Consider the following 16485-nt stretch of genomic DNA (forward strand, 5'->3'; position numbering starts at 1 on the left):
GATGTGGCCTCCTGGAGAATCGGGACGGCACCCTGCGCCATGCCCTTTCGATTCCCCGTTCCCCCATCCCCATTCCCCTCGCTGCCCATGAGAATCGTCTTCGCCGGTACCCCCGAATTCGCCGTGCCCTGCCTGCGCAAGGCGGCCGCGCACAACGAGGTGGTGGCCGTCTACACCCAACCCGACCGGCCCGCCGGGCGCGGGCGGGGGCTGGCGCCCTCGCCGGTCAAGCAGGTCGCGCAGGAACTGGGCGTCCCGGTCATGCAGCCCGAGAACTTCCGCAGCGCGCAGGCGAAAGCGCAGCTGCGGGCGCTCGAGCCCGAGCTGATGGTGGTGGTGGCCTACGGCCTGATCCTGCCGCAGTCGGTGCTCGACATTCCCGCGGAGGGCTGCTGGAACGTGCATGCGTCGCTGCTGCCGCGCTGGCGTGGCGCGGCGCCGATCCAGCGCGCCATCCAGGCCGGCGACCGCGAGACCGGCGTGTGCCTGATGAAGATGGAGAAGGGCCTCGATACCGGGCCGGTGCTGCTGTCGCAGTCGATCGGGATCGGTGCCAACGAGACCGGCGGGCAACTCCACGATCGCCTGTCGCAACTTGGCGCGCAGGTCCTGGGCGACGGCCTGGGCCTGCTGCGCGCAGGCATCCGGCCGGTGCCGACGCCGCAGCCGGAGGCGGGCGTGACCTACGCGCACAAGCTCGACAAGGCCGAGGCGAAACTGGACTGGTCGCGCCCGGCAGCGGTGCTGGCCGACACCGTGCGCGCGTTCAATCCCTGGCCGGTGGCCGAAGCGCAACTGGCCGGAGAGCGCCTGCGCCTGCATGGCGTGGTCGCGCTCGACGAGGCGCACCACGCGCGCCCCGGCGAGCTCCTGCGTGCAGGCCGCGAGGGCCTGGACGTTGCCTGTGGCGAGGGCGTGCTGCGCATCCGCGTGCTGCAGCGCGAAGGCGGCAAGGCGATCACCGCCGCCGACTTCCTCAATGCGCGCCAGGACCTGAAGGCCGGCGCCTGAACCTCAGCCGGCGAGCAGTCGACCGCCGTCGAGGTGGATGACCTGCCCGGTGCTGTAGGTCGCGTCCATCAGCAGCCAGCGCACGGCTTCGGCGACTTCCTTCGCCGTCCCCGTCCGCGCCATCGGCGTGCGCGCGAGCATCGCGGCCTGCTTGTCGGTGCAGCTGTCGCCGCCCTCGCCCTCGGGCCAGAGGATCGCGCCCGGCGAAACGGCATTGACGCGGACCTCGGGCCCCAGCTCGAGTGCCAGCGAGCGCGTCATCGCCAGCAGCGCGGCCTTCGCCATGCAGTACACCGTGTGCTCGTGTAGCGGGCGCTCGGCGTAGATGTCGGCCAGGTTGACGATCGCGCCGCCCGCGCGCCGCAGGTGCGGTGCCGCTGCCTGGGACAGGAAGAACGGCGCGCGCGCGTTGCTGGCGAACAGCAGGTCCCACTGGGCCGGCGTGGTCGTGCCGATGGGCGAGGGCGCGAACGCCGAGGCGTTGTTGACCAGCGCGTCGAGGCGGCCGAAGTGGCCCACCGTCCGCGCCACCAGCTCGGGCAGGCGGTCGAAGTCGGCCAGGTCCGCCTGCAACGCCAGCACGCTGCCCGGCCGGATCGCGTCGAGCTCGTCTCGCAGCGCCAGCGCCTCGGACTCCGAGCCCCGGTAGTGCAGGGCGATATCGTGCCCGGCGGCGTGCAGGCAGCGGACGATGCCCGCGCCGATGCGGCGGGCGGCGCCGGTGACGAGGGCGACAGGGCGTTGGTGGCGGCTCATGCGGTCCATGTTCAGCGGCGCGCAATGCGGCGAGGGCCAGTCAGGCTATCCTGAACCCCGACGTTTTGACACCGCGCCGTCCCGCGCGCGCAGGCTTGCCCGTGACCCGATCCACGCTTCCCGAACCCGATGCCGACGCGCTGGCCCACAGCGCCCGCCTGGCCGCGCACCTGCGTGCCGAGATCCAGGCGGCGGAAGGCGCGGCGATCCCCTTCTCGCGCTTCATGGAACTGGCGCTGTACGCGCCGGGGCTGGGGTATTACAGCGCCGGCGCCGACAAGTTCGGCGAGGGGGGCGATTTCGTCACCGCCCCGGAGCTGGGGCCCGTCTTCGCGGCCTGCGTGGCCGAGGCGGTGGCCCCGGTCCTGCAGCAGATCGGTCCGGAGGCGCTGTTCCTCGAGCTCGGCGGCGGCACCGGTGCCTTCGCCGAGGTCGCGCTCAAGCGCCTGACCGAACTCGACGCGCTGCCGGACCGCTACGCGATCCTCGAGCCCAGCGCGGACCTGCGCGCGCGCCAGCGCGAGCGCCTGCAACAGCGGTTGCCGCCTCCGCTGTTCGACCTGGTGGAATGGCTCGACGGCCCCTTTCCCCACGACTGGCAGGGCGTGCTGTTCGCCAACGAAGTGATCGACGCGCTGCCGACGCCGCGTTTCGGCATCGTCGAGGGCGACGTCCACGAAGAGCACGTCGTGATCGACGGCGAAGGCTTCGCCCGGATCAGCCGGCCGGCCGACGGCTTCCTGGCCAATGCCGTGCGCCACCTCGAGCAGCGACTGGAGCGCCGCTTCGCCGACGGCTACCGCTCCGAGCTGCTGCCGCAGCTGCCGTACTGGATCCAGGCGGTCTCGGGCGGCATGAAGCGCGGGGCGATGCTGTTCGTCGATTACGGCTATCCGCGCGCGGAGTACTACCTGCCCGAACGCGACGACGGCACCCTGCGCGCCTTCTACCGGCAGCATATGCACGCCGACCCGCTGCGCTGGCCGGGCCTGCAGGACATCACCGCTTCGGTCGACTTCACCGCGCTGGCCGAGGCCGGCGTGGGCGCAGGCTTCGACTTCGCCGGCTACTGCTCCCAGGCAAGCTTCCTGATGGGCAATGGCATGGCCGGCGTGCTGGAGCGCATCGAACGCATCGCCGACGAGGGCGAGCGCCTGCGCCGCACCGAGGAGGTAAAGAAGCTCACCCTGCCCAGCGCGATGGGCGAGCGCTTCCAGGTGATGGGCTTCGAGAAGGACGTCGAGTTCGGTGCGGCCTTCCTCGCCGGCGACCTGAGCTTCCGGCTGTGAGTCGCCGCCGATGACGCCGGCCCTGCGCGCGCTGCGCTGGCCCCGGACCTGGCTCTGCGCCTGGCTGGTGTTCGTCGCCGCGGTGGTGGTGGTGTCCCTGCTGCCTGCGCGGGACCTGCCGCCGATGCCCTTCGATGGCGTCGACAAGCTCGAACACCTGCTTGCCTACGCCGCGATGGCGACCGGCGCGGTCATGATCTTCGCCTCCCGCCGCGCCCATGCCGGGGTGGCGCTCGCCCTGGTCGCGCTGGGCATCGCCCTCGAGTTCGCCCAGGGCGCCATGACTGCCTCGCGCATGGCCGATGGTGCCGATGCCGTGGCCAATGCGCTCGGGGTGGCCCTTGGCTGGGGGCTGGGCCGCACGCCTGTCGCGCGCGGCTTGCTGGTCGTGGAGGCGTGGCTGGCCGAGGGTCCGGGCGGGACGGGACGTCGCGCCTCCTGAGCTTTCAGGGCTTTCGGGCCGGGTCGTGACCGCCGTCACTCCTGCTTGGCAGGGGCACTTGCAGCGACGTTAAAAAATGGTGAATCTACGGCCGCCTGACAGGGGGGTCGGGCGTGTCCATCCCAACGAAAGGAATCGCCCATGATTGCCCGTCCTTCCCGGCTCGCGCTCGCCGTCGCCGCATCGCTGGTCGCCATCGTCGCGCCGGCCCAGGCCCAGCAGGCCGATGACGCCGCCACCACCCTCGACCGCATCGAAGTGACCGGCTCGCGCGTGCTCGGGCGTACCGCCGAGGAAACCGCGGCCCCGGTCGACATCATCGGCCGCGAGGAAATCGAATCCACCGGTGCGATGGAAGTGGGCCAGATCCTGCAGATGCTGGAGCCCTCGTTCAACTTCTCGCGCACGTTCGTCTCCGACGGCACCGACATCCTGCGCCCGGCCACGCTGCGCGCGCTGGGCCCCGACCAGGTGCTCGTGCTCGTCAACGGCAAGCGCCGCCACCAGCAGGCGCTGGTCAACGTGCAACAGACGATCGGGCGTGGCTCGGCCGGCACCGACATCAACGCGATCCCGGTGTCCTCGATCGAGCGCATCGAAGTGCTGCGCGACGGCGCCGCCGCGCAATACGGCTCGGACGCGATCTCCGGCGTGATCAACATCATCCTGAAGAAGCAGACCGACCATACCGACGTCGTTGTCGAGGGCTCGCAGTACTACGCCGGCGACGGCGAGACGCTGCACGGCTCGGTCAACACCGGCTTCAAGCTCGGCGCCGACGGCGGCTTCATCAACCTCTCGGCCGAGGCCCGCAACCGCAACGAGACCAATCGCGCCGGTCCCGACAGCCTGCGGGTCGATCCGCCGCGCGTGACCCAGCGCCTGGGCGACGCCGACGCGAAGGACCAGTACCTGTGGTTCAACAGCGCACTGCCCGTCGGCGGTGGCGAGATGTATGCCTTTGGCGGCCTGTCCCGGCGCGAGGGCGACTCCTCGGGCTTCTTCCGCAGCGCCGGCGACAACCGCACCGTGCCGGACCTGTATCCCGACGGCTTCCTGCCCAACATCCTGACCACGGTCGACGACGGTTCCATCGCGGTCGGCTACCGCGCGCCGCTGGGCAATACCTGGGACTGGGACATCTCGGTCAACCACGGCCGCAGCCGCTTCGGTTTCGAGGAAGGCAATTCGGTCAACGTGTCGTGGTGGTACGAGCCGATCGATCCGACCGATCCGTCCGCCGGCATCTACGCCGACTCCCCCACCCAGGCCGACACCGGCAAGCTCGAGTACGACCAGACCACCTTCAACCTCGACTTCCGCGGCAGCGTGGGCGGCTTCAACGGCGAGCCGCTGTACCTGGGCACGGGCCTGGAGTACCGCCGCGAGGACTACGCGATCCGCGCCGGCGACCCGGTGTCCTACAGCTACGGTCGCACCAACGACCGCAGCATCGACATCGTGGGCCAGACCGGCGAGATCGCCCAGCCGGGCATGCAGGGTTTCCCCGGCTTCTCGCCGACCGAGGCCGTCGACGAAGGGCGCCACAACGTGGCGGTGTACCTGGACGCGGAGACCAACCTCAGCGAGCGATTCCTGCTGGGCGCCGCCGTGCGCTTCGAGGACTACTCCGACTTCGGCAACACCACCACCGGCAAGCTGTCGGCGCGCTTCGACGCGACCGAGGCCTTCGCCGTGCGCGGCACGGTCTCCACCGGGTTCCGCGCGCCGGGCGTGCAGCAGCTGTTCTACGGCCAGCGCTCGACCAACCTCAACGCCGCCGGTGTGCTGACCGACACCCTCACCGCGCGCCAGGACAGCGACGTCACCCGTGCCTTCGGCATCGAGCCCCTGCAGGAGGAGACCTCGACCAGCGGTTCGCTGGGCTTCGTCATCACCCCGAACGATCGCTTCTCGCTGACCGTCGACCTGTTCCGCATCGACATCGACGACCGCATCATCTTCTCCAGCAACATCCAGCCCGAGTCGGTCGGCACCGACGGCAACCCCTGTGCGGCCGACAACGCCAACTGCCCGATCAGCGCGATCCTCGACCCGATCGGTGTCGGCCAGGTGCTGTTCTTCACCAACGCCATCGACACCCGCACGACCGGCCTGGACATCGTCGCCAACCACAACACCGAGTTCCAGGGCGGCTCGACGCTCAACGTCACCGCGTTGCTGCACTTCAACGAGACCGAAGTGACCGCGCGTCGCTCGCAGTCGCCGATCCTCTCGCCGGAGGCGCTGTTCGACGACACCCAGGTGACCCTGCTCGAGGAAGGGCAGCCGGGCCAGCACCACGTGCTGCAGGCCATCTGGGGCAAGGATGCCTGGCAGCTGACCGGCCGTGCGAACTACTACGGCTCGGTTGCCGGCGAAGGCTTCACGCCGGGCATCAAGCAGACCTGGGGCGGCAAGACCCTGTTCGACCTGGCCGTGCGCTACGCCTTCTCCGACGCGCTCGCGCTCACCGTGGGCGGCAACAACATCTTCGACACCTATCCCGACAAATGGGACGAGGTCGACGGCGCCCCGTTCCCGCAACTGGGCTTCAAGTACGGCTGGGAGACCTTGCCGTTCGGCATGAATGGCGGTAGTTATTACATGCGGCTGAACTACAGGTTCTGACCTGGACACAGCAGGGGGAGGGATGCCGGGCGGTGGGGAGACCGTCCGGCATCACTTTCAAGGGCATTTGTGGACCCTCGCGGGCCGGTTCTCCCGGCCCTCTGGACGTCATCCCGCCCGCCACGGCGGTCATGCAGTTTCGACCTCAATCCCTTCGGGTGGCGGCGATCGCGGCGATGCGCGCGCGGCGCAGGGCCTCGCCGACCTCGGGTCCTGAACGGCCTTCCGCGACGTCGCGCGCACGCACGGCGCAGGCCGCCGCGAGCGCGTCGCGCAGGCAGGCGGCCTGCGGGTAGGGGGTCTGCGTAAGGCCGGTCCGGCCGCGCTTGTCGGCCTCGCACACCGTGGCCAGGGCGTCGATGCGGCCCGGGTTGCGGAAGCCGTCGCAGCGGGCGATCAGGTCATGCACGGTGGTGGCGCGCAGTTCGGCGAACCGGTGCACGTTGAGGTGTTCGCGACAGGCGACGGTGGCCAGTTGGCGATGCTCCGCGGGCACTTTCAGGCGTTCGCACAGCGCGGCCAGCGGCGCCAGGCCGGCATGTTCATGGCCGACATGCGCGGGCAGCCGCTCGATGGGCGTGAGCGCCTTGCCCAGGTCGTGGACCAGCGCGGCGAAGCCGACCACGTCATTGCCCGGCGCCAGTCGCGCGGCCATGTCGCAAACCAGTTCGACGTGGACGCCGGTGTCGACCTCGGGGTGGTATTCGGCCCGTTGGGGCACGCCATACAGGGCGTCGACCTCGGGCAGCACCACCGCGAGCGCACCGCAGTCGCGCAAGGTGCGCAGGAAGGCCGACGGCGCAGCGGTACGCAGGGCGCCGCGCAGTTCCTGCCAGACGCGCTCGGGCACCAGCTCGGACAGCTCGCCGGAAGCGACCATGCGCTGCATCATCGCCCGGGTCTCGTCGGCGACGCTGAAGCCCAGGGGGGCGAAGCGTGCCATGAATCGCGCCGCGCGCAGCACGCGCAGCGGATCCTCCTCGAAGGCGGGACCGACATGGCGCAGCACGCGCGCGCGGATATCCGCCTCACCGCCGAACGGATCGACCAGACGGCCGTCCCCGGCCTCGGCAATGGCGTTGATGGTGAAGTCGCGGCGGACCAGGTCGTCCTCCAGGGTCACCGTCGGTTCGGCGTGGACGACGAAACCGCCGTGGCCGCGCCCGCTCTTGCGCTCCGTGCGCGCGAGCGCGTGTTCCTCGCCGGTATCCGGGTGCAGGAACACCGGGAAGTCGCGGCCGACCTGGCGGAAGCCGCGTGCCAGCATCGCCTCGGGCGTGCTGCCGACCACCACCCAGTCGCGGTCGCCGGGCGGCAGCCCGAGCAGGCGGTCGCGTACCGCGCCGCCAACGAGGTAGGTCGTGCTCATCGCGCCGTGCTCACCCGGCCTCGTCGAGGCCGAGGATGGCGGGCACGCGTTCGACCACCGGCGTCGCGGTGATGCCCAGCCGCGCCAGTCCGTCCTCGATGCTGACCGAGTCCAGTTGCAGCGAACGCCAGTTGTCGCGGCTGATGGGCTTGCCGGGCAGGAACTCGCCGACGTTGGCCTGCAGGCGCCCGAGTGCGTCCGGCAGGGGCAGGATCAGGCGATGGCGTCCGCGCGCGCGGGCAGTGAGGCGGATGATGTCGGCCAGGTCGAGCACATCGGGCCCGACCAGGGGGTAGGTCTGGTGGATGCTGGCCGGATTGCCGAGCGCACGCGCGAAGGCTTCGACGACATCGCCGATCCACACCGGCTGGAACTTCGCGTCCGCCCGCCCGACCGGCAGCACGGGGGCGAAGCGCAGCAGGCCATCGAAGCGGCAGAACAGGCCATCGCCCGGACCGGCGATCACCGAGGGCTGGAACAGGGTCCAGTCCAGCCGCGAAGCACGCACCTCGCGTTCGGCGTGGCCGCGCGCCTGCAGGTAATGGCTTTCGCCCTTGCCGGCGTGCAGCGCGCTCATCTGCAACAGTCGACGCACGCCGTTGTCGTGCATCGCGCTGAGCAGCGAGCGCGTCAAGGCGGTGAACACGCGCTCGAAGCCTTCGCCGCTGTCGCCCTTTTCGTTGAGGATGCCGACGAGGTTGACGACGGCGTCGGCATCGTCGAGCACCGCACGCAGGAAATCCACGTCGTGCACGTCGCCTTCCAGCAGGCTGGCGTCGCGGGTGAGCCGTGCGCGCCGGGCCCGGTACTCCGCGGGTGCCGTGCCGGGGCCGCGGCTGAGCACGGTGACGCGGGCGCCGTCGTCGAGCAGGCGCCGGACCAGCGGACGGCCGACGAAGCCGGTGCCGCCGAGGACGACGACGTGGGTCGCAGGCGTGGCGGCCATCAGCCGGCCTCCGCCGCGGCGTGCGCGCCGGCGTCGCACACGAAGCCTTTGCGCGGGCCGTCCACGCGGCCGCGGATGCGATCGCCGAGGGTCAGCGCGTCGCCGTCCAGCTTCCAGTCGTAGATCACGCTGAAGGCCAGCACGCGGGCGACGTATTCGCGCGTTTCCTTGTAGCTCACCGTTTCGATCCAGAAGTCCGGGTCCATGCCGGGGCGCTGGGTGCGCCAGCGCAGCAGCGGCGTGGGGCCGGCGTTGTAGCCGGCGATGGCGAAATAGGGTTGCCCGCCGTTCTCGTCCATCATCTGCCGCAGGTAGGCGCTGCCGAGGATGATGTTGGTGTCGGGGTCGTAGAGGCTCTCCGCGCCGCCCCAGGGCAGCCCCAGGCGCGCGGCGACGCTCGCCCCGGTGCCCGGCAGGATCTGCATCAGGCCCAGGGCATTCGCGGGCGAGCGCGCGCGCGGGTTGAAGGTGCTCTCGGCACGGATCTCGGCGGCGACCCAGGCCGGGTCAAGGCGGTTCTTCGCCGCCTCGCGGCGCAACGTGGCGTCGTGGTGCAGCGGGAAGCGCAGGTCGTAGAGGCGTCGCTCGTCCTCGTTCTCGAGGTCCAGGCCGAACACGGCGCGGTCGAACCAGCCATTGGCCAGGGCATACTCCACCGCCACCAGGCGCTCGGCGTCGCTGAAGCGCGCGCGCGCGTCCTTCCATTCGGCCGCGGCCCAGCCCGGTTGTCCGAGTCGCGCCAGCGACACCGCGCGCCGGAGGGCGGCATCACCGGTCACCCGGGCGACGGTCGCGGCCGGGGCGTCCGGCTGCCACGGGCACAGCGTGTAGGGCTGCCGCAGGCGGTCGGCGGCCAGGAAGCCATGGAAGTCACTGTTGCCCGCGGCGAGGCCGTACAGGCGCTTCGCGGTGGCGGCATCCCCGGCCTTCTCCGCCAGCCGCGCCTCGAAGTACTGCCAGCGCGATTCGCCGCGCTGCGCGTCGCCCATCTTGTGGATCGCCGCGAGCGCCGCCGGCCAGTCCGAACGCGACATCGCTTCGCGCACGCGCCACTCATGCAGGCGCGGGTCGTAGCTGGCGGCCGGCACGGCGGCCAGTCGACGCGCCGAGTCGGGCAGGTAGGACGCCACCGTCCACAGCGCGACCTGGTACAGCACGCGCCCGCGATCGGCTTCGCTGAAATCCAGGGCGCGCGCGTATTGCGGCAGCTGGGCCTCGGCGGCGTCGGGATCGGCCTTGCCGAGGCGGGCCAGGCCCTGGGAGGCGACGAGCCGGCTGCGCGCGGTCTTCGGCCAGGCCAGCGCGCGCGCGTGCGGCGCGTCGAGGAAAGCGGCGTAATCGTTGGCCAGCGCCTGCTGGTCCGCGGGCAGGCCGCGGGCGATGCTGCGCATGACGCCCGGTTGCCAGGCCTCGGCGGCGAGGTCGAAGCGCTGCCAGCGCAGCTCGGGCGTCAGGCCGCCGCGCGCGGCGAGCGTCGCGAACGGCGGGTCGCAGGCGTCCGGCAGTGACTCGCCGCTGCGGATCCAGATCGCCTGCGCGCGCGCATTCCAGTCCGCCCCTGGCTGACCGGTGGCCTGCTCGGCCTGCAGCCGCTGGCAGGCCAGCGCAGTGCCGTCGGTGCCGTCGCGCCAGGCAGCGTTGAACGCGGACCAGTCCTCTCGCCGGGCGGCCTGGGCCAGCCAGGCCTTGCGGAAGGTATCGCCCACCGGGCTGCCGTCGTGGCGTGCCAGGAAGGCTTCGGCGCGATCGCGCGGCAGGGTGTCCAGGTCCCGCGCCAGGCTGGCGTACTCGATCCAGGGGTAGAGGGGGTGGTCGGCCAGGTCGCCGTAGGCGCTGGCGTCGAAACGGCCGGCACGCGCGGCGTCGATCGCGTCGCCCACGCGCGGCAGGCGCGGATCGGCGAGCGGCTGCATCGACGACGCGCGCGCGGCCGGGCTGGCCGACGCGGCGAGCATCGCCGGTGCGGGTGAGGATTGGGCGCAGCCGGCGGCCGCGAGGGCGGCCAGGGCAAGCGCGAGAACGGCGAGTCGGGGGAGGGGGACGCTCATGCGCTGACTATAGCCGAGCGGATATGAAGCCTTTGACGATGCGCGCGTGCGCGCCATGGCCATCACGCCGTGTGCGGACATGGGTCACGTCGCGCCGCCACGGGTCCTTCGACGGTGCGGGCGCTGGCGCCTTCCCGTACCCTTCACGCGACCCGATCCCGGTGCCGACCATGTTGCTCTCCCTGCCCGTGTCCATGCTGTTGTTCCTGCTGCTGGGCGCCATTGCCGGCGTGCTCGCGGGCCTGCTCGGCGTGGGTGGGGGGCTGGTGCTGGTGGCCGCGCTCGCCTGGCTGCTGCCCTTGATGGGGATCCCGCAGGAGGCGGCCATGCACGCGGCCCTGGCCAGTTCGCTCGCCAGCATCGTGCTGACCGCGGCCGCGTCGGCGCGCGCGCATCACAGGCGCGGCAGCGTGATGTGGGCGACGGTGGCCTGGATGGTCCCGGGCCTGCTGCTGGGCGGGTGGCTCGGCAGTGGCCTGGCGGTGAGGATCGACGATGCCGTCCTGCGCTACCTGGTGGCCGGCTATTGCGTGGTCGCGGCCGCGCAGATGCTGACTGGGCGGCGCCGCGCGAACGACCGCGATGCGGCGCCTCCGCGCGGCATCGGCATGAGCTTGGCCGGCAGCGGCATCGGCGCCCTGTCGGCGGTCATCGGCATCGGTGGGGGCAGCATGACCGTGCCCTTGCTGGTCGCGCTGGGTTCGGCACCGGTACGCGCGGTGGGCACGTCCTCCGCCTGTGGCGTCGCCATCGGCCTGGCCAGCGCGCTGGGATATGCGATGCATGCGCCGGACGGGGCGTTGCCGGCCCACGCGGTCGGCTATGTCTACCTGCCGGCGGCGGCTGGCGTGGCGGCGGCCTCGGTATTCGCAGCGCCGCTGGGCACGCGACTGGCCCACCACTTGTCGGGCGAGACCCTGAAGCGCGTGTTCGCGGGTTTCCTCCTGCTGGTCGGCGCCAGCCTGCTGCTGGGGGCCTGAGCGACCCGGGTGACCGGCTCAGTTGAACGTGGCGGCGCGGCGCGGCGGAGTATCGGCCTGCCACTTGTTCCAGTAGTAGAGGATCAGCGACAGGCTTTCCGGGCATTCGACGGTGTCGCGGGTCACCGGCATTTCCTCCAGCCAGGCCGCATGTGCGTCGGCTTGGGCGACGCTGCGCGGGGTCTCGCAGAAGGCCATGGTCCAGGTGGAGAACTGCCGGCGCGAGATGCTCTGCCGCAGCAGTTCGCGGATGTTGTCGTGGCTGCGCGCCGCGCGGATGCGTCCATATACCGCGTCGACGCTCTTGGCGGGCCCTTCGAAATACTGGAAGAACGCGCCCCGGTGGTGGAACAGTACCCCGGATACCCCGACGTCGTCATTGAAGCGGCGCGCATCCATCAGCAGGGCGTCCATCGCCCAGGGCGGCAGGCCACGGCAGACCGTGCTGGTATAGGCGATCGCAATCAGGTCACTCATGGCGGCTCCCCTCGGACGTTACCGATGGCTCGCCTCCCCCCCCAGGGCGATTCGGGCGCCCGGGTTCCCGGCCCGCACGCTCCGCAACGATCATGCGCCCGTCGCGCGGACGGGTCAAACGCCTGCGCGCGTTGCAGCATGGCCTCCCGGCTTCCAGTCGGCCACGGGGTCGGCCGGCAAGGGGCAGGCGCGTTGTGGCGCGCCCACCCGTCCCGCTTCAGGCAAGCTGCCTGGGGTTGGTCCGTAGGCCTTTTTTGCCTGCCTCGCTCTCCAGCACGAAGAACACGATCAAGACGATCGCACCGGGCAAGGGGATCAGTCCGATGAGCAGCCAGCAGCCGCTGCGGCCCGTGTCGTGCAGTCGGCGAACCCCTGCGGCAATGCCGGTCACCAGCACCGCCAGACTGTAGACCCGTCCGGGGTAGCCGCCACCGCTCTGCGTGGTGAAGCCCAGCAGGCCGTCGACGAAGGCCAAGGCGATGGCGAACAGGATGTTGAACAGCACGAACATCCAGTGTTCCTTGCGGCGCGAATGCCCCGAGGGTTCCGTGCACTCCTTCAGTGCGTGCAGGTACCAGTTCAAGTTGCCCCATGTGGACCCGCGCTTGGCCGAAAATCCCGGCGGCGTTACGGGATCGCCCGGTACGGTGCGACGCCACTCCCGGCGCCGGTGCCTGAACGCGCGTTCAGTTTGACTCCCGTCTGGCGACGATGGCACGGCATCGATTGACGATGAACGCCATTCCTTTCAATGGCTTGGCGCGGCTTTTCGTGCCAACGCGCCAGACGGGGCAATGCCTCCCGGCAGTTGTGGTGGATTCACAAAAAGTTTACAAACCCTCAGCACCCCAAGGACATGGACAGGGGATAGGGGTGTGTTGGTTCGTCATTTTTTGTCAGCCATTGATCTAGGGAGAGAGAGCAACATGAACGTGCAACGCAAGACCCTTACGCGCGCGATACGCGCGTCCTTGATGGCCTCACTGGTCGCGATGCCGCTGATGGCCGCCGCCCAGGACGCGGCCCCCGATACCACCGACCCGACGCGGACCCTCGACGCGGTCACCGTGACCGGTACCCGCATCAAGCAGACCAATGCCGTCACCGCACAGCCGGTGTTCGTGCTCGACCGGCAGAAGCTCGACGAGACCGGCGTGCAGACCGTGGGCGAGGTGCTGCAGCAGCTGACCTCGAGCGGCCAGGCGCTCAACGCCAAGTTCAACTCCTCGGGCAACTTCGGCTATCCGCCGGATGGCGGCGGCATCGGCGCCGGTTCGGCCCAGGTCGACCTGCGCCACCTGGGATCCAAGCGCGTGCTGGTCCTCGTGGACGGCATCCGCTGGGTCAACGAGTCGTCCGCGTCCGGCGTGTCCGGCAGCGCCGACGTCAACACCATCCCGCTCGCCATCGTCGAGCGCATCGAAGTGCTCGAGGACGGCGCGTCCTCGATCTACGGTTCCGACGCGATCGCCGGCGTGGTCAACGTGATCACCCGTCGCAATTTCGAGGGCGTGCAGCTCAACGGCTATTACGGCGAGTACTCGCGCGGCGGCGAGACCACCGAGGCCTCGGTGACGATCGGTGGCGGCGGCGAGAAGTTCAATGCCGTGTTCGCGGCTAGCTACTACGAGCAGAAGTCGATCGGTTCGGGCGAGTGGGAGCAGTCCTCCTATCCGACCCCGGGCACCGGCGTGCGCGGCGGCAGCTCGGGCACCCCGCAGGGCCGCTACACCTTCTGCGACCCCTCGCGCCCGGCCGGCAGCCTGGGCTTCTGCGACCCGGCCGGCGACTTCTGGTACGACGTCACCCTCGACGACGGCACCACCACCCCGGTCTGGAACCCGGCCGATCCCGATGCCGGCACCTACCACGGCTTCACCGGCGCGGACCGCTTCAACTTCGCGCCGTACAACCTGCTGCTGACGCCCAGCAAGCGCAAGTCGATCTTCGCCAGCGTCAACTACGACCTGAGCGAGAACGTCCGCCTGCACGCCAAGGCGCTGTACAACAACCGCACCTCGACCAACCAGGCCGCGCCCGAGCCGATCTTCGTGGGTCCGTTCGCCGGCACCGGCGGCATCGCCGACACGATCGTCATCCACGAGGACAACCCGTACAACCCGTTCGGGATCACCCTCGACCCGGCCAGCAACTTCGGCTGGGTCACCCGTCGCCCGGTCGAGGTCGGCCCGCGCATCTTCTCCCAGGACGTCGACACCAGCTACATCAACATCGGCCTGGACGGCATCTGGAACGTGGGCAACGGCTACAGCTGGGACGTGAATGCGGTGCACTCGGAGAACAAGGCCGAGCAGCGCTTCACCAACGGCTACAACGTCGCCAAGCTCAAGCTCGCGCTCGGCGATCCGGCCGTCTGCGCGCAGGTGCCCGGCTGCGTGCCGCTCGATCTGTTCGGCGGCCAGGGCCGTCCGATGACGCAGGAGATGATCGACTACATCCGCACCACCCAGATCGACTCCAGCAAGCAGACCCTGGACATCCTGTCGGCGAACATCACCGGCGATCTGTTCGCGATCGGCGACCGTTACGCCGGCTTCGCCGCGGGCGTCGAACACCGCAAGTACCAGGGCGACTTCAACCCCGATCCGCTGCGCCAGTCCGGTGAGTCGCAGGACTCCTTCGCGGCCGCCGTGTCGGAGGACTACGACGTCAGCGAGGTCTACGCCGAGGGCAACTTCCCGTTGCTGTCGACCCTCGACGTCAGTGCCGCCCTGCGCTACTCCGACTACTCGACCTTCGGTGGCGCGACCACCGGCAAGCTGGGCTTCCGCTGGCAGCCGGTCGAGGACCTGGTGCTGCGCGGCACCTACTCCGAGGGCTTCCGCGCCCCCAACCTGGGCGAGCTCTACGGCCTGACCCAGTTCGGCGCCACGCTGGTCGATCCCTGCGGTTCCACCGGCAGCCCCGGCCCGGCGTCGCCGGACTTCGCCGCCGGCTGCCTGGCGCAGGGTGCGGGTCCGAACTTCGAACAGGCCAACACGCAGATCACCACCTTCACCGGCGGCAACCCGAACCTGCAGCCCGAGGAGTCCGACAGCTACACCTTCGGCGTGGTCTACGCACCGTCCTGGGCCGAGGGCATGAGCTGGTCGGAGCGGATGGATTTCGAGTTGAGCTACTACAACCACGAGATCGACGGCGCCATCCAGGCGCGTGACCTGCAGGCCCTGCTCGAGGCCTGCCTGCGTGCGGGCGGCACCGCCGCCTCGTCGCCGAGCTGCGCACCGTTCACGCGCCAGGCCAGCGGTAACCTCAACCCGCCCGAGAACTTCCTCGACAACCTGGGCACCATCGAGACCGACGGCCTCGACGTCAAGGTCAACTGGGCCAGCCCCGAGTGGGGCTGGGGCCGCCTGACCGCGGGGCTGCAGGCCACCACCGTGTTCGACTACCGCGCCGTGGACATCGACGGCAACGAGTCGCAGCGCGAGGTCGGCATCGAGGTCAACGACAGCGCGATCCCGGACTGGCAGACCAACGTGAGCCTGGGCTGGAGCCTGGGCGACTGGTCGGTCAACTGGACCAGCCGCTACATCAGCGCGGTGGACGAGTACTGCTCCAACGTGCCGGTGCCGGAGGCCCCGGGCTGCATGGGCGGCGTCGAGAAGAACACCCTCGGCTCGACCACGTTCCACGACATGCAGGTCAACTGGAGCGATGCGTTCGCGCTGGAAGGCCTGAAGTTCTCGCTGGGCGTGAACAACGTGTTCGACAAGGAACCGCCGGTCTGCCTGACCTGCTCGTTGAACGGTTACGACGCCGGTACCTACGACCTGCCCGGTTCGTTCTGGTACGTCAGGGCGGACTACCGCTTCTAGTCGCCCGGAGCGATCGCAACGCAGAACGGCCGGGGTTCGCCCCGGCCGTTCTCGTTTGCAGCCGCCGCGATGGGCGACGCCGGGCGCCTCGTCAGGGTGCGGCACCGCGCTTGCGGTACACGATGAAGATCACCAGGTCCTCGTCGCCGCGCTGGTACAGGGCATGCGTGCTGCCGTCGCGGGTCAGCACCGCATCGCCCGGGCCGACCTCGCGGCTGGAGCCGTCGAGCGTCAGCCACGTAGCCCAGGTGAGCGAAGCGCACCTGGGGTCTTTGATCATGTCCGTAGGGGGGGGCGAGCCGAAGGCGATACCCACCGTCGCCGCGGCCGGCCGCGAGGGCCGATGGATTTTGCTTCGCGCAACCCATCCTACGGTGCTCGATCGGAACCCACGGAAAGGTCAACGGCTTCCGCCCTTCGGGCGGGTCCCTTTTGTCTTGGCAAAAGGAACCAGAACCGCGGGCTCCATCGGCCGCCGGTCCGGCTTCGCCGCACCGGTCCCCTGTGCGCCTCGGCCATGGCGGCACGGCGCCCAAACTCGCTGCGCTCAGACAAGGGCGCCTCTCCGGCCGCCATGGCCTGCGGTGCTCGGCGGCCTCAACGTCGCGAAGATCAAGATCAAGATCAAGATCAAGATCAAGATCAAGATCAAGATCAAGATCAAGATCAAGATCAAGATCAAGATCAAGATCAAGAT

At 70.1% G+C, this 16485-nt stretch carries 13 protein-coding genes; 6 read left to right on the plus strand and 7 right to left on the minus strand.

Features of this window, described 5'->3' with window-relative positions; translation table 11 throughout:
* Positions 1-87: 87 nt before the first annotated feature.
* The gene (fmt, locus tag FKV25_RS05410; protein ID WP_141517780.1) at positions 88-1011 is read left to right on the plus strand and encodes a methionyl-tRNA formyltransferase; all 924 of its coding nucleotides are present in this window, start codon (positions 88-90) and stop codon (positions 1009-1011) included.
* Between the two features lie 3 nt (positions 1012-1014).
* Here fmt and FKV25_RS05415 read toward each other — a convergent pair whose 3' ends face one another.
* A complete protein-coding gene (locus FKV25_RS05415; RefSeq protein ID WP_141517781.1) occupies positions 1015-1767 on the minus strand; it encodes a pteridine reductase in 753 nt (250 codons plus the stop codon).
* 101 nt (positions 1768-1868) lie between these two features.
* Here FKV25_RS05415 and FKV25_RS05420 point away from each other — a divergent pair, with 101 nt between their 5' ends.
* The 3 genes from FKV25_RS05420 to FKV25_RS05430 all read left to right on the plus strand — a co-directional run bounded on the left by FKV25_RS05420 (position 1869) and on the right by FKV25_RS05430 (position 6129).
* Positions 1869-3056, plus strand: a complete 1188-nt coding sequence (locus tag FKV25_RS05420) for a class I SAM-dependent methyltransferase (RefSeq protein WP_141517782.1) — start codon at positions 1869-1871, stop codon at positions 3054-3056.
* A gap of 10 nt (positions 3057-3066) precedes the next feature.
* A complete protein-coding gene (locus FKV25_RS05425) occupies positions 3067-3498 on the plus strand; it encodes a VanZ family protein (RefSeq protein ID WP_141517783.1) in 432 nt (143 codons plus the stop codon).
* Between the two features lie 141 nt (positions 3499-3639).
* Complete coding sequence (locus FKV25_RS05430; RefSeq protein WP_141517784.1) at positions 3640-6129, plus strand: TonB-dependent receptor plug domain-containing protein; 2490 nt, start codon at positions 3640-3642, stop codon at positions 6127-6129.
* Positions 6130-6274: 145 nt separating this feature from the next.
* On the opposite strand, the gene FKV25_RS05435 is transcribed toward FKV25_RS05430, so the two are convergent.
* The 3 genes from FKV25_RS05435 to FKV25_RS05445 are packed head-to-tail and all read right to left on the minus strand — an operon-like array spanning position 6275 to position 10399.
* Positions 6275-7498, minus strand: a complete 1224-nt coding sequence (locus tag FKV25_RS05435) for a multifunctional CCA addition/repair protein (protein ID WP_141517785.1) — start codon at positions 7496-7498, stop codon at positions 6275-6277.
* 10 nt (positions 7499-7508) lie between these two features.
* The gene (locus FKV25_RS05440) at positions 7509-8444 is read right to left on the minus strand and encodes a complex I NDUFA9 subunit family protein (protein ID WP_141517786.1); all 936 of its coding nucleotides are present in this window, start codon (positions 8442-8444) and stop codon (positions 7509-7511) included.
* Positions 8444-10399, minus strand: a complete 1956-nt coding sequence (locus tag FKV25_RS05445; protein WP_141517793.1) for a lytic transglycosylase domain-containing protein — start codon at positions 10397-10399, stop codon at positions 8444-8446. Before FKV25_RS05445 ends, FKV25_RS05440 begins: the two co-directional genes overlap by 1 nt.
* 263 nt (positions 10400-10662) lie before the next feature.
* Here FKV25_RS05445 and FKV25_RS05450 point away from each other — a divergent pair, with 263 nt between their 5' ends.
* Positions 10663-11472: a sulfite exporter TauE/SafE family protein gene (locus FKV25_RS05450; protein ID WP_246071944.1), complete on the plus strand. Its 810-nt coding sequence runs from the start codon at positions 10663-10665 to the stop codon at positions 11470-11472.
* Positions 11473-11490: 18 nt separating this feature from the next.
* On the opposite strand, the gene FKV25_RS05455 is transcribed toward FKV25_RS05450, so the two are convergent.
* Together FKV25_RS05455 and FKV25_RS16575 are read right to left on the minus strand one after the other, a co-directional pair.
* Positions 11491-11949, minus strand: a complete 459-nt coding sequence (locus FKV25_RS05455; RefSeq protein ID WP_141517787.1) for a BLUF domain-containing protein — start codon at positions 11947-11949, stop codon at positions 11491-11493.
* Positions 11950-12166: 217 nt separating this feature from the next.
* A complete protein-coding gene (locus FKV25_RS16575) occupies positions 12167-12667 on the minus strand; it encodes a DUF805 domain-containing protein (protein ID WP_281286210.1) in 501 nt (166 codons plus the stop codon).
* Positions 12668-12875: 208 nt separating this feature from the next.
* Here FKV25_RS16575 and FKV25_RS05465 point away from each other — a divergent pair, with 208 nt between their 5' ends.
* Positions 12876-15788: a TonB-dependent receptor plug domain-containing protein gene (locus FKV25_RS05465; RefSeq protein ID WP_141517789.1), complete on the plus strand. Its 2913-nt coding sequence runs from the start codon at positions 12876-12878 to the stop codon at positions 15786-15788.
* A 91-nt stretch (positions 15789-15879) separates the two neighbouring features.
* On the opposite strand, the gene FKV25_RS05470 is transcribed toward FKV25_RS05465, so the two are convergent.
* On the minus strand, positions 15880-16068 hold the full coding sequence (locus FKV25_RS05470; RefSeq protein ID WP_141517790.1) for a cupin domain-containing protein: 189 nt from the start codon (positions 16066-16068) through the stop codon (positions 15880-15882).
* Between the last annotated feature and the right edge of the window lie 417 nt (positions 16069-16485).

It is taken from the genome of Marilutibacter aestuarii, assembly GCF_006546775.1.
In the GTDB taxonomy this organism is placed as follows: domain Bacteria; phylum Pseudomonadota; class Gammaproteobacteria; order Xanthomonadales; family Xanthomonadaceae; genus Marilutibacter; species Marilutibacter aestuarii.